General features: G+C 71.8%; 13 protein-coding genes. 6 read left to right on the plus strand and 7 right to left on the minus strand.

Translation table 11 applies throughout. The features are described from left to right. Position 1: 1 nt before the first annotated feature. A complete protein-coding gene (locus tag AC2H4J_RS02835) occupies positions 2-1,456 on the minus strand; it encodes a sigma 54-interacting transcriptional regulator (RefSeq protein WP_487463304.1) in 1,455 nt (484 codons plus the stop codon). Between the two features lie 153 nt (positions 1,457-1,609). On the opposite strand from AC2H4J_RS02835, the gene ilvA reads away from it, so the two are divergent. The 4 genes from ilvA to AC2H4J_RS02855 all read left to right on the plus strand — a co-directional run bounded on the left by ilvA (position 1,610) and on the right by AC2H4J_RS02855 (position 6,891). Beyond that, on the plus strand, positions 1,610-2,827 hold the full coding sequence (gene ilvA, locus AC2H4J_RS02840; RefSeq protein WP_487463305.1) for a threonine ammonia-lyase: 1,218 nt from the start codon (positions 1,610-1,612) through the stop codon (positions 2,825-2,827). Between the two features lie 131 nt (positions 2,828-2,958). Next, positions 2,959-3,960, plus strand: coding sequence for an ATP-binding cassette domain-containing protein (locus AC2H4J_RS02845; RefSeq protein ID WP_487463306.1), 1,002 nt, complete (start codon positions 2,959-2,961; stop codon positions 3,958-3,960). Continuing rightward, positions 3,957-4,760 (plus strand): ABC transporter permease, encoded by an 804-nt coding sequence (locus tag AC2H4J_RS02850; RefSeq protein ID WP_487463307.1) that lies wholly within the window; start codon positions 3,957-3,959, stop codon positions 4,758-4,760. The genes AC2H4J_RS02845 and AC2H4J_RS02850 overlap by 4 nt, the downstream gene beginning before the upstream one ends. 91 nt (positions 4,761-4,851) lie before the next feature. Then, on the plus strand, positions 4,852-6,891 hold the full coding sequence (locus AC2H4J_RS02855; RefSeq protein WP_487463308.1) for a M3 family metallopeptidase: 2,040 nt from the start codon (positions 4,852-4,854) through the stop codon (positions 6,889-6,891). An 80-nt stretch (positions 6,892-6,971) separates the two neighbouring features. On the opposite strand, the gene AC2H4J_RS02860 is transcribed toward AC2H4J_RS02855, so the two are convergent. Together AC2H4J_RS02860 and greA are read right to left on the minus strand one after the other, a co-directional pair. Beyond that, on the minus strand, positions 6,972-7,292 hold the full coding sequence (locus AC2H4J_RS02860; RefSeq protein WP_487463309.1) for an RNHCP domain-containing protein: 321 nt from the start codon (positions 7,290-7,292) through the stop codon (positions 6,972-6,974). Positions 7,293-7,299: 7 nt separating this feature from the next. After that, positions 7,300-7,803: a transcription elongation factor GreA gene (gene greA, locus AC2H4J_RS02865; RefSeq protein ID WP_487463310.1), complete on the minus strand. Its 504-nt coding sequence runs from the start codon at positions 7,801-7,803 to the stop codon at positions 7,300-7,302. A 199-nt stretch (positions 7,804-8,002) separates the two neighbouring features. Here greA and mca point away from each other — a divergent pair, with 199 nt between their 5' ends. Together mca and AC2H4J_RS02875 are read left to right on the plus strand one after the other, a co-directional pair. Further along, on the plus strand, positions 8,003-8,890 hold the full coding sequence (gene mca, locus AC2H4J_RS02870; protein WP_487463311.1) for a mycothiol conjugate amidase Mca: 888 nt from the start codon (positions 8,003-8,005) through the stop codon (positions 8,888-8,890). Further along, complete coding sequence (locus AC2H4J_RS02875) at positions 8,887-9,207, plus strand: hypothetical protein (RefSeq protein WP_487463312.1); 321 nt, start codon at positions 8,887-8,889, stop codon at positions 9,205-9,207. Before mca ends, AC2H4J_RS02875 begins: the two co-directional genes overlap by 4 nt. 19 nt (positions 9,208-9,226) lie before the next feature. Here the strand turns inward: AC2H4J_RS02875 and AC2H4J_RS02880 are convergent, their stop codons facing one another. The 4 genes from AC2H4J_RS02880 to AC2H4J_RS02895 all read right to left on the minus strand — a co-directional run bounded on the left by AC2H4J_RS02880 (position 9,227) and on the right by AC2H4J_RS02895 (position 12,653). Continuing rightward, on the minus strand, positions 9,227-9,775 hold the full coding sequence (locus AC2H4J_RS02880; RefSeq protein WP_487463313.1) for an AMIN-like domain-containing (lipo)protein: 549 nt from the start codon (positions 9,773-9,775) through the stop codon (positions 9,227-9,229). Between the two features lie 250 nt (positions 9,776-10,025). Beyond that, positions 10,026-10,847 carry an ABC transporter permease gene (locus AC2H4J_RS02885; RefSeq protein ID WP_487463314.1) on the minus strand — a complete coding sequence of 274 codons (822 nt, stop codon included), beginning with the start codon at positions 10,845-10,847 and terminating at the stop codon, positions 10,026-10,028. Beyond that, the gene (locus AC2H4J_RS02890) at positions 10,844-11,824 is read right to left on the minus strand and encodes an ATP-binding cassette domain-containing protein (RefSeq protein ID WP_487463315.1); all 981 of its coding nucleotides are present in this window, start codon (positions 11,822-11,824) and stop codon (positions 10,844-10,846) included. Before AC2H4J_RS02890 ends, AC2H4J_RS02885 begins: the two co-directional genes overlap by 4 nt. Positions 11,825-11,966: 142 nt before the next feature. After that, complete coding sequence (locus AC2H4J_RS02895; protein WP_487463316.1) at positions 11,967-12,653, minus strand: PadR family transcriptional regulator; 687 nt, start codon at positions 12,651-12,653, stop codon at positions 11,967-11,969. Between the last annotated feature and the right edge of the window lie 154 nt (positions 12,654-12,807).

Consider the following 12,807-nt stretch of genomic DNA (forward strand, 5'->3'; position numbering starts at 1 on the left):
GTCAGGCCCCGTAGATCGTGCGGGTGCCGTCGGTGTCCTTGGCCAGCCGGCGGGTCAGGTAGAGCCCCTCGAGGGCGAACTCGACGGCGGCCGCCGCCTGCTCGGCCGACTGCTCGTTCTCGTCGACGCCGAGCCGGCCCAGCAGCTCCGCCAACCTCGGGATGGTGCCCAGCTGGCCGAGCAGTGCGGGGGCGGGCACGAGCTCGCCGCTCTCGACGGTCTCGCCGCCGGTGAAGTGCTCCTGCAGGCCGGTGAGGTCCAGTCCGGCGCAGCGGGCGCGGAAGGTCTGCGCGGTCGCCTGCCGCAGCAGGTGCTCGAGGATCTCCAGCTCCCGCTCGTCGTCCGGGTCCGCGCCCGAGTCGGCGAACTCGACCTTGCCGCGGCTGGCCGGCACCACGCTCGGGAGGTCGACGACGCGCGCCACCGGCCGGGTCTCCCCGGCGATCGCGGCCCGGCGGACCGCGGAGGCCGCGATCGTCTCCAGGCCGGCGATGGCGAACCGCGCGCTGACCCCGGAGCGCTGGTCGACGTGGGTGGACTCGCGGACCAGGCGGGTGAAGCGGGCCATGATCTCGGCGAGGTGCTCGGGGACGAGCGGGCGCTCGAAGGCGTCGCCGCCGCTCCAGGAGACGTGCGCCTCCTGGTGCAGCAGCCGGATCTCGTCGGCCAGCTCCAGCGGGTAGTGGGTGCGCACCTCGGCCCCGAAGCGGTCCTTGAGCGGGGTGATGATGCGGCCCCGGTTGGTGTAGTCCTCGGGGTTGGCGCTCGCGACCAGCAGCAGGTCCAGCGGCAGCCGCACCCGGTAACCGCGGATCTGGATGTCGCGCTCCTCGAGCACGTTGAGCAGCGCCACCTGGATGCGTTCGGCGAGGTCGGGCAGCTCGTTGACGCTGAAGATCCCGCGGTTGGTGCGGGGGACGAGGCCGTAGTGGACGGTCTCCGGGTCGCCCAGGGTGCGGCCCTCGGCGACCTTGATCGGGTCGACGTCGCCGATGAGGTCGCCGACGCTGGTGTCCGGCGTCGCGAGCTTCTCGCCGAACCGGTCGCTGCGGTGCAGCCACCCGACGGGGGTGGCGTCGCCGTGCTCGGCGATCTGCCGGTGGGCCCAGACCGAGATCGGGTGCAGCGGGTGCTCGTTGAGCTCGCTGCCGACCAGGACCGGCGTCCACTCGTCGAGCAGGCCGACGAGGGTGCGGATCAGCCGGGTCTTGCCCTGGCCCCGCTCGCCCAGCAGGACGAGGTCGTGGCCGGCGATGATGGCCCGCTCCACTTCCGGCAGGACGGTGTCCTCGAACCCGACCATGCCGGGCAGGCTCGGTTCTCCGCGGCCGAGCCGCTCGAGCAGGTTGGTGCGGAGCTCGGCCTTGACCGGGCGGTAGGCGGCGCCGCTGTCGCGCAGCTCGCCCAGGGTCGTGGGGGCGGGGGAAGGGTTGCCCTGCGTGGGGACGTCCGTCACCCCGCCAAAGGTACGACGGGGAAGGCGGTTGTGGACCTGTCGTGGGCCCGGAGGGTCCCGGGGGGACACCCGGACGCGCTCCACGCAGGTCGGGACGGCACCTGGCCGCGGTGTCGCGCGGAAGCGCGACAGTGTCACTGCGATGATCGGCTCGTGAGCGAGATCCCCCTGGTCAGTGGTGCCGACGTCGACGCCGCCGCCGCGCTGCTGGCCGACGTCGTCCGGCACACCCCGCTGTGGCATTCCCGCGGGCTGGCCGACCGGGTCGGCGGGCCGGTCTACCTGAAGTGCGAGAACCTGCAGCGCACCGGCTCGTTCAAGATCCGCGGCGCGTACACGCGGATCTCCCGGCTCACCGACGCGGAGCGGGCGCGGGGTGTCGTCGCCGCGAGCGCCGGTAACCACGCGCAGGGGGTCGCCCTCGCCGCGCGGCTTCTCGGCTGCTCGGCGACGGTGTTCATGCCGGTGGCCGCCCCGCTGCCCAAGGTGGCGGCGACCCGCTCCTACGGAGCGGAGATCCGGCTGGTGGGGCAGACCCTGACCGAGGCGCTCGCCGCGGCCGCCGAGTACGCCGAGGACACCGGGGCGATCTTCATCCACCCCTTCGAGCACCCCGACATCATCGCCGGGCAGGGCACGGTGGGGTCGGAGATCCTCGAGCAGTGCCCGGACGTCGCGACGGTCGTGGTGAGCGCCGGAGGCGGGGGACTGCTCGGCGGGGTCGCGGCGGCGGTCAAGGCGCGCCGTCCGGACGCCCGGGTCGTCGCCGTCCAGGCCGAGGGAGCGGCCGCCTTCCCCGACTCGCTCGCCGCCGGCCGGCCGGTCCCGCTGACGACCATGACGACCATGGCCGACGGCATCGCCGTCGCGTCACCCGGCGAGCTCACCCTCGCCCACTGCGCGCAGCTGGTCGACGAGGTGCGCACGGTCAGCGAGGAGGACCTGTCGCGGGCGCTGTTGTTCTGCCTGGAGCGGTCCAAGCTCGTCGTCGAGCCCGCGGGGGTGGCCGCCGTCGCCGCGGTGCTGGCCGATCCGGAGTCGTTCCCGCCGCCGGTGGTGGCGATCGTGTCCGGCGGCAACATCGACCCGGTGCTGCTGCTGAAGGTGGTCCAGCACGGCATGGCGGCCGCCGGCCGGTATCTGTCGCTGCGCGTGCGGGTGCCCGACCGGCCGGGGTCGCTCGCGGCGGTGCTCGCCGAGTGCGCCGCGGTCGGTGCCAACGTGCTCGAGGTGGAGCACGAGCGGACCGATACCCAGCTGCACATCGGTGAGGTCGAGGTGTTCGTCGTCCTGGAGACCCGCGGTCCCGACCATGCCGATGAGGTCACCTCGGCGCTGACCCGGGCGGGGTTCGCGGTGCTGCCGGGCTGACCTGCGCCGCGATGAGTTTCGGCGGGGGCACCCGTCTCCCCTGACATGGATCCGGAAAATCGACGTCTGCTCGTTCGCCGGTCGCGAAAAGCGGTCGGAAAATGTCACCTCGACGCCCTAGCGTTCCGGTCATGAGCGACGCGATCGTGGTCGAGGGTCTGGTCAAGCGCTTCGGCGAGACCACCGCGCTGGCCGGGGTGGACCTGACCGTCCCCGAGGGCTCGGTGCTGGGCCTCCTCGGGCCGAACGGCGCGGGGAAGACGACCGTGGTGCGGATCCTCACCACGCTGCTGCGCGCCGACGCCGGCCGCGCCGAGGTCGTCGGCCTCGACGTGGTGCACCACGCCGACGAGGTCCGTGCCTCCATCGGCCTGACCGGGCAGTACGCCGCCGTCGACGAGTACCTCACCGGCTTCGAGAACCTCGAGATGGTCGGGCGGCTCTACCACCTGGGAAAGCAGGAGTCGCGGGCCCGGGCGGACGAACTGCTCGCCCGGTTCGACCTCACCGACGCGGCGAACCGCCCGGCCAAGACCTACTCCGGCGGCATGCGGCGCCGCCTCGACATCGCCGCCTCGTTGATCGCCCGGCCGCGGGTGCTGTTCCTGGACGAGCCCACGACGGGCCTCGACCCACGCAGCCGGCTGGGCATGTGGGAGTTCATCGCCGACCTCGCCGACGGCGGCACGACGATCCTGCTGACCACCCAGTACCTGGAGGAGGCCGACCGGCTGGCCGACCGGATGGTCGTGATCGACCACGGCCGGGTCATCGCCCGCGGCACCGGCGACGAGCTGAAGTCGCAGGTGGGCGGTCAGCGGCTGGAGTTCACGGTCACGCGGGCCGAGGTGCTGCCCGACATGGTCGAGCGGCTGCGGCCACTGGCGGTCGACGAGCCGCAGGTCGACGTGCAGTCCCGGCGGTTGACCCTGCCGGTCAGCGGGGGAGCGGACGTGCTCGCCGAGGCGCTGCGCCGGCTCGACGGCAGCAGCGCGGAGATCTTCGACGTCGGGCTGCGGCGTCCGGATCTGGACGACGTGTTCCTGGCACTGACCGGGCACGTGACCGAGGACGCGGCCGACGCGTCCACCGACGAGGCCGAGCCGGCCGCTGCCATGGGGAGTGCCCGATGAGCGCGCTGGGAGTCGCCGTCGCCGACGGCCTGACCATCACCCGCCGCAACCTGATCAAGGTCAAGCGGGTGCCTGATCTGATCGTGTTCGCGACGCTCAGCCCGATCATGTTCGTGCTGCTGTTCCGCTACGTCTTCGGCAGCGCTATCCCGATCCCGGGCATCGACTACGCGGAGTTCCTGCTGCCCGGCATCCTGGCGCAGACGATCGTGTTCGGCTCGACCATCACCGGCGCCAGCCTGGCCGACGACCTGCAGAAGGGGCTGATCGACCGGTTCCGGTCGCTGCCCATGTCCCGGTCGGCCGTGCTGGTGGGCCGGACGGTGGCCGACCTGGGGCTCAACAGCATCTCGATCGTGGTCATGGTCGTCACCGGGCTGCTGGTGGGCTGGCGGGTGCACTCCTCGCCGGGCGAGGTGGTCGTGGGCTTCCTGCTCCTGCTGCTGTTCTCGTACGCCATGAGCTGGGTGATGGCGACGGTCGGCCTGCTGGTCCGGACGCCGGAGGTCGTGCAGAACGCGAGCTTCATCGTCATCTTCCCGATGACCTTCATCGCCAACACGTTCGTGCCGACCAACAACTTCCCGGCGTTCCTCAAGGTGATCGCCGACTGGAACCCGGTGTCGGCCGTCGTCCAGGCCGCCCGGCAGCTGTTCGGCAACACGGCGCCGATCCTCGAGACGTCGAATGCCTGGTCCCTGCAGCACCCGGTCGTCTACACGCTGATCTGGGCGGTCATCCTGCTCGCGGTCTTCATCCCGCTGTCGGTGCGCATCTACCAGAGGACGGCGAGCCGCTGAGAGTCCCGCTCCAGGGGTGATGTGCACGCTTCCGGGGCCCCGCAGCACCCCGGGAGCGTGCACAACACCCCTGGAGCGACAGGATTGCTCCGTGTCTCCTGACAACCCGCTCGCGTCCGCGTCCGAGCTGCCGTTCTCCCTGCCGCCGTTCGCCGAGATCACCACCGAGCACCTGCGCGAGGCGCTGCTCGCCGGTATGGCGGGACAGCGCGCGGAGGTCGCCGCGATCGTCGGGTCGTCCGAGCCGCCGACGTTCGAGAACACGGTCGTCGCCCTCGAGCGCTCCGGCCGGCTGCTGTCCCGGGCGGAGGCGGTGTTCGGCAACCTGGCCTCGTCGATGTCCACACCGCGGCTGCGCGAGATCGAACGGGAGATGGCACCCCTCGAGGCCGCGCACGCCGACGCCCTGCGGCTGGACCCCGCGCTGTTCGCCCGGATCGACGCGGTGCACGAGGCCCGGCACGACGCGGGGCTCGACGACGAGGCCGTGCGGCTGGTCGAGCGATACCACCTGGACTTCGTCCTGGCCGGCGCGCAGCTGGACGATGCCGGGCGCACCCGGCTGACCGAGCTCAACCAGGAGCTCTCCACCCTGTCCACGACGTTCGGGCAGAACCTGCAGCTGGCGACCGAAGTCGCCGCCGTGCGGGTCGGCGACGCGGCCGAGCTGGGTGGTCTCGACGACGAGGAGATCGCGGCCGCCGCGACCGCGGCGGCCGACCGCGGCGTCGAGGGGTACTTGATCACGCTGCTGCTCCCCACCGGGCAGCCGGTCCTCACCAAGCTGCGCGACCGCGACCTGCGCCGGCGGGTGTTCGAGGCCTCGATCGCCCGGGCGTCCTCCGGCGAGCACGACAACCGGCCGGTCGCCCTGCGGATCGCCCGGCTCCGCGCAGAGCGGGCCCGCCTGCTCGGGTTCGACACCCACGCCGATCTGGTCCTGGCCGACTCGACGGCGCGCACCACGTCGGCAGTCGACGCGATGCTGGCGTCCATGGTTCCCGCGTCGGTGACGAACGCGCAGTCCGAGGCGGCTGCGCTGGCCGTCGCCGCCGCCCGGGACGGTGTGGAGTTCGCGGCCTGGGACTGGGCGTTCTACAGCGAGCAGGTCCGGGCGCAGCGGTACGCCGTCGACACGACCGCCCTGCGCCCGTACTTCGAGCTGGACCGGGTGCTGACCGACGGCGTCTTCCACGCGGCCGAACTCCTCTACGGACTCCGGTTCACCGCGCGACCGGACCTGCGCGGCTACCACCCCGATGTGCGGGCGTGGGAGGTCAGCGACGCCGACGGCGCCGGGGTCGGCCTGTACCTCGGCGACTTCTTCGCCCGCGAGGGCAAGCGCGGCGGGGCGTGGATGAGCTCGTTCGTCCGCCAGACGCGCCTGCTCGGCACCCGACCGGTGGTGGTCAACAACCTGAACGTGTCCCGCGCGCCCGAGGGCCAGCCGACCCTGCTGACCCTCGACGAGGTCAACACGCTGTTCCACGAGTTCGGGCACGCGCTGCACGGCCTGAGTTCCGCGGTGACCTATCCCCGCTTCTCCGGCACCAGCGTCCCGCGGGACTTCGTGGAGTTCCCCAGCCAGGTCAACGAGATGTGGGCGCTCTGGCCGCAGGTGCTGGGCAACTACGCCCGGCACGTCGAGACGGGGGAGCCGCTGCCCGCCGCCGCCGTCGAGGCCATCGACGCCGCGCGGCTGTGGGGTGAGGGCTTCGCGACGCTCGAGTACCTGGCGGCGACGCTGCTCGACCAGGCGTGGCACCGGATCACGCCCGAGACGGAGGTGGGCGACCCGGTCGCGTTCGAGCAGCAGGCGCTCGAGGCCGCGGGGGTGGCGTCAGCGCTCGTGCCGCCGCGCTACCGGACGACCTACTTCCAGCACATCTTCGCCGGGGGGTACGCGGCCGGCTACTACTCCTACATCTGGTCCGAGGTGCTCGACGCCGACACCGTCGAGTGGTTCAAGGAGAACGGCGGCCTGCGCCGGGAGAACGGCGACGCCTTCCGGACGAAGCTGTTGTCCGTCGGGGGCTCGGTCGATCCGCTGGACGCGTTCCGCGCGGTCCGTGGCCGGGACGCCGACCCGATGCCGTTGATGCGACGCCGGGGTCTGGCTCCCACGCCGTGACCTTCAGGGGTGTTGTGCACGCTTCAGGGGTTCTGCCCGGCTCCAGATGCGTGCACAACACCCCAGGAGCAGGCCGACGCTCACAACCAGGGCAGCGACAGCACCAGGTCCAGGTCGTCGGGGGACTCGCCCTCGCGGACCAGGCGGTTGGGCTGCCGGTGCCCGCACACGGTGCAGCGGTGCACGACCTGCCAGCCCTTGCCCGACTTCTCCACGAGCCCGATCGGCTCCATCGCCGCCCGGCACTCGCTCGCCCGGTCGCCGGGCAGTTCGTCGACGTGCAGGGACCACAGGCAGAACGGGCAGTGGTTGCGGTAGTGCCCGTCGGTGTTGGCCGGCACGGGTGCGGAGCAGTGCACGCAGGCGAAGCCGGTGTTCTCCGCCCGCCGGGAGCGGCTCACGGGGTCGTCAGGGGACGAACGGCTCGATGCCGACGACCTCGACGCTGATGTCGCGGCCGTTGGGGGCCTGGTAGGTCACCGTGGCGCCGGGCTTCGCGCCCATGATCGCCGCGCCCAGGGCCGACTCCGGCGAGTACACCGTCAGTCCGGTGCTGCCGGCGATCTCCCGCGAACCGAGCAGGAACTTCTCCGTCTCGTCGTCGCCGGCGAATCGCACGGTGATCACGGTCCCGGTCGCGGCGTTGGTGACCTCGGTCGGTGCCTCGCCGACCGTCGCCTTGCGCAGCAGATCGGTCAGCTGACGGATGCGGGCCTCCTGCTTGCCCTGCTCGTCCTTGGCCGCGTGGTAGCCGCCGTTCTCCTTGAGGTCGCCCTCTTCGCGACGGGCGTTGATCTCCGCTGCCATGGCGGGGCGGCCGGCCACCAACTGGTCGAGCTCGGCCTTCAGCCGGTCGTGGGCTTCCTGGGTCAGCCAGACGCCCTGGGACTGCTCGTCAGTGGGGGTGGACACGTTGCGGTACTCCTGTGAACTCGGCGGACCCGTCCCCGAACGGGGAACCGGCCATGGGTTGATCCGCCAAGCTAACACCGCGGTCACCGGCTGTGCACGGATGTGGGGCGGGCGAGCAGCAGGATCCGGAACCGCGGCGGATCGGGGTGCGTCACGGGGCGTCTGCCGGGGACGTCGTCGCGCGGGGGACAATGGACGGGTGACCGAACCAGACCAGTTGCGGCTGCTCGCCGTCCACGCGCATCCGGACGACGAGTCGAGCAAGGGCGCCGCGACGATGGCGAAGTACGTGGCCGAGGGTGCCCGCGTGCTGGTGGCGACGTGTACCGGCGGTGAGCGCGGTTCGGTGCTGAACCCCGCGATGGACCGGCCCGAGGTGTGGGAGCGGCTGCCGCAGATCCGCGCCGAGGAGATGAACCGCGCGCGGGAGATCCTGGGCGTTGAGCAGGAGTTCCTCGGGTTCGTCGACTCCGGTCTGCCGGAGGGCGACCCGCTGCCGCCGCTGCCCGACGGCTGTTTCGCGCTCGTGCCGATCGAGGAGGCCGCTGCCCCGCTCGTGGCGCTGATCCGGCGCTTCAAGCCGCAGGTGATCACCACCTACGACGAGCGCGGCGGCTATCCGCACCCCGACCACATCAAGACCCACGAGGTGTCCGTGCACGCCTTCGAGGCGGCCGGTGACCCCGAGCGGTACCCCGACCTGGGCGAGCCGTGGCAGCCCAGCAAGCTCTACTACCACATGAGCTTCACGCTCCCGCGTACGAAGGCGCTGCACGAGGCCATCCTCGCGACGGGTGCGGAGTCGCCCTACACCGAGTGGCTGGCGAACTGGGACCCGGCGCACGACATCTCCCACCGGGTCACCACCCGCGTGCCCTGCGCGGAGTACTTCCCGGTGCGCGACGCCGCGCTGATCGCCCACGCGACGCAGATCGACCCGGAGGGCCGGTGGTTCGCCTGCCCGATCGACACGCAGCAGCAGATCTGGCCGACGGAGGACTACGAGCTCGCCCGCTCCCTGGTCGACGTCGCCACGCCGGAGGACGATCTGTTCACCGGCATCCGGAGTGAGGTGGGAGTTCGATGAGCACCGTCCTGCTGGCTGTCGCGGGTGACCAGCTTCCTGAGGACGTCGGCAAGTCGGGACCACTCGGCCTGCTGCTGACCGTGCTGCTGCTCATCGCGGTGTTCTTCCTCGTCCGCTCGATGAGCAAGCACCTGAAGCGGATCCCGCGGAGCTTCGACCCGGCTGATCGCCTCGAGGAGATCCCCGACACCCCGGCCGAGCTGCTCGAGCCCCAGCCGGGGGAGCAGGTGCTCGACGAGCTGCGCAAGGCCCCCCGGGCCATCGAGTCGCCCCGCCGCAGCGTGGACGACCGGCCGGACCGTCCCGAGCGGGACTGATCCGACCGGTCGGCCCGGCCTACCAGGCGTGTGCGACGTCGATCACCACGCGCACGGTGGAACCGGGGCCGGACAGGGTGAAGACGCGGAACGGAAGCCTCGCCCGAAGGCCCAGGCCCTCGCTGGTGTAACCCTCGAAGCCACCCGCCGCGGCGACCTGCCGGAAGGTCCGGAAGCCGCTGACGTCGGCCACGTCGCCCGAGAATGCCGGCGGCGAGCCGTTGTTGTTGACGCCCAGGCTGATCTGCAGGAACGCCCCGCCGTCCAGTGGAACGACCGCGCCGGACGCGTCGGACCGGACCGCCGGGACGTACTCCACCCGGTAGGACGCGACGCGCGTGCTGCCGGTGACGTCGAGGACGAGCCGGTCGTAGCACACGTGCTGCGCGGCCCGGACGGCCGCGAGTTCCGAACCCCGGAGTGAGGGCGCGGAGTTCCCCGTCTGCTTGGCAAGCGAACCCCAGGTGATCCCGCAGTAGGGCGCGGCCTGGGCCGTGGCGGGAAGGACGAATGCGGCAGTGGCCGTCGTCAACGCGAGAACGAGGAGTCGGAACGGGGAACGGGACATGGTCGCCTCCTGTGGGCTGCGCCACCGATCTGGCGACGTAGTTGGGAGGATCCGCCGACACGCCCGCGGGGGCGATGGGCAGGGAGTGCCAATGGCAGCCGAAGTTCGGACGTCGTCCGGCTGATTACTGCCAAAGAGCGGCGGTCATTCGGCCCAGTGCGCGTTCTGGTTCGCGAAACGAAGATCACCCCGCCACACTCCGTGACGACCGGCGGTCGGGACGGCGGTGCGCCGTCCCGACCGCCACGCCTCACAGCGAGCGCTGGTACCGGCCGAACGCGCGGGTGCCCAGGTAGGCCATCGCCGTGGCCAGCGCGACCAGGAGACCCAGTCGCGGCCAGACCGCGCCCCAGTCGGTGCCCGCTGACAAGGCCTCGCGCGAGGCGACCACGGCCCAGTCGACCGGGTTGTAGCGCGCCGCGGTCTGCACCCACCCGGGGGACAGGCGGGTGTCCATCACCGCGGAGGAGAGGAACTGCAGGGGGAGCACCACGAACTGGCTGATCCCGATGAGCGCCTCCTGCTGACGGAGCAGCAGCGCCAGGGCGTTGGACAGCGAGGCCACGATCACCGAGATCAGCACGGCCGCGACGAGGGTGACGGCGACGCCCACCGGACCGCCGGGGAACCGGGCGCCGGCCAGCAGCGCCACCCCGACGACGACCAGGGTCTGGAACACCGTCGTCAGCCCCTGGTAGGCGAGGGTGCCGATCATCATCGCGCCCCGCCGCACCGGAGAGGCGAGCAGTCGGTCCATGACCCCGCGGTTCATGTCCTCGATGTAGACGGTGCCCGCCCAGCCGCTGGAGAACAGCGCCGTCATCGTCACCACGCCCGGGGTGATGAATTCCAGGTACGAGCCGCGCTGAGCGAACCCCGGCAGCTCGACCACGGAGCGGAAGAGCTCCCCGAACAGCAGCAGCCAGATGATCGGCTGCACCAGCGTGGCGACGGCGAACGCCGGCTGGCGCCACAGGGCGCGGGTGGAACGCGCCGTCAGGTAGGCCGAGTGCTGCAGCAGCGAACCGCCGGGGGCCGCTGTCGGGGTCGGCGTCGTCGTCAGCGTGCTCATGCCGCCACCTCGAAGCTCCGGCCGACGTGGCGCAGGTAGACGTCGTCGAGCGACGGCCGGCCGACGGTGACCGATTCCGCGGTGAGGCCGGCCTGGTCGAGCGCCGCGAGCACCGCGGGCACCGCGCCGGCCCCGCCGTCCGCACGGGCCCGCAGGACCGTTCCTTCCGCGGTCACGTCGTGCAGGTGGGGCAGTCGCCCGAGCACGGCGATGCCGGCCGGAACCGCGGTCGGTGCCGCGAGCTGGACCTGCACGGTGTCCCCCCGCAGGGCCCGCTTCAGTTCCTCCGGCGTTCCTTCGACCGCGATGCGTCCGGCGTCGACGATCGCCAGGCGGTCGGCCATCCGGTCGGCCTCCTCGAGGTAGTGGGTGGTCAGCAGGACGGTGACCGCCTCGTCCGCGGCGAGCCGGGAGATCTCGGACCACATGTCCGTCCGCGCCTCGGGGTCGAGTCCGGTGGTGGGCTCGTCGAGGAACAGCACCCGCGGCGAGTGGACGACGCCCAGCGCGACGTCGAGCTTGCGCGCCATCCCGCCGGAGTACGTCTTCACCAGCCGGTCGGCGGCGTCGGCGAGCCCGAAGCGATCCAGTAGCTGCTGGGTCCGGGCGCGGGCGTCGATGCCGGACAGGCCCTGGATGCGTGCGGCGAGGACGAGGTTCTCTCGCCCGGTCGCCATCGGGTCACCCGACGGCTTCTGCGACACCAGGCCGATCGCCCGACGGACGGATTCAGGACGGCGGAGGACGTCGAGTCCGGCGACCCGGGCGCCGCCGGAATCGGGTCGGGACAGGGTGGTGAGGATGCGGACGGTGGTGGACTTCCCGGCGCCGTTCGGGCCGAGGAGAGCGAAGACGCTGCCGGTGTCGACCTGCAGCGACAGGCCGTCGAGGGCGCGGACCGGCGGTGCGCCGCGGCCGGAGCGATAGGTCTTCACGAGATCGGCGGCCGCCAGGGCGACGCGGGGTGGAGCGGACATGCGGAAACTCCCTCGGGGATGGAGGGGGTCCGCCGCGCCTATCGTGGAGATGCGCCTCGGGATGGGCCGCGTGCGGTCCGCCTCGGGTGTTCGGGCCCCTGTCCGGTGTTGCCGCACCGGGCAGGGGTTCTCTGTCGCCGGGTCAGGCCGGCGGTTGCGGTGCGAGCGCGCGGGCCTCCTCCCCGAGATGGGCGACCGGATCGCCCAGGATCTCCTCGAACGCCAGACCCTCGGCGCGGAGCTCGTGGATGCGTCGCCAGATCGTCGTCCCGGCGAAGGTGCCGGCCCGGATGTCGCGGGCCAGGGCGCTGACGAAGTCCAGTTCCGCGGTCACCAGGCAGCGGCGGTACCGGCTCTCGACGAGGAAGAGCTCGGGGAGTGCCCGCTCCTGTGCCACCTCGAGGTTCGCGTCCAGGGCGCGCAGGTCCATGCGCAGCCGCTCCGCACGCTCGCTCAGCAGCCGCACGACCTCGTCCGGGGGCAGGCCGGGCATCAGCGAGAGACCCGCCTCCAGCGACGTGAAGTCGCGCACCGGCGTGGACAGCAGCTCCGCCAGCCAGTCCTCGAACTCCTCTTGGCCGGCCGCGGTGATCTCGTAGACGGTCCGCTCGGGACGCCGTCCCTCCCGCGTGGTCTCCCGCGCGGCGATCAAGCCGTGCTTCTGCAGCGACTCGACCACCGAGTACAGCGATCCGTAGTTGAGCTTGATGCTCTGTTCCTTGCCACGGGTCCGCAGGGTCGTGGAGATCTCGTAGGGGTGCATCGGGCGCTCGGACAGGCACGCCAGGACGGCGAGGGCGAGCGGGTTGGACACCCGGCGACGGGACACGGCACCTCCAGTGATCGAGAAAAAGTATTCGATATCGAGTATCCGATGTCAATCACGATGTTCTCTCTCGGCGAAGGCCTGTTTCTTCCCAGCGACGACGGAGACGATTACCTTGTAACTGTGTAATCGCCACTGCGATCGGTCGGGAGGCCAC

This window comes from Blastococcus sp. OS1-29, assembly GCF_057628075.1.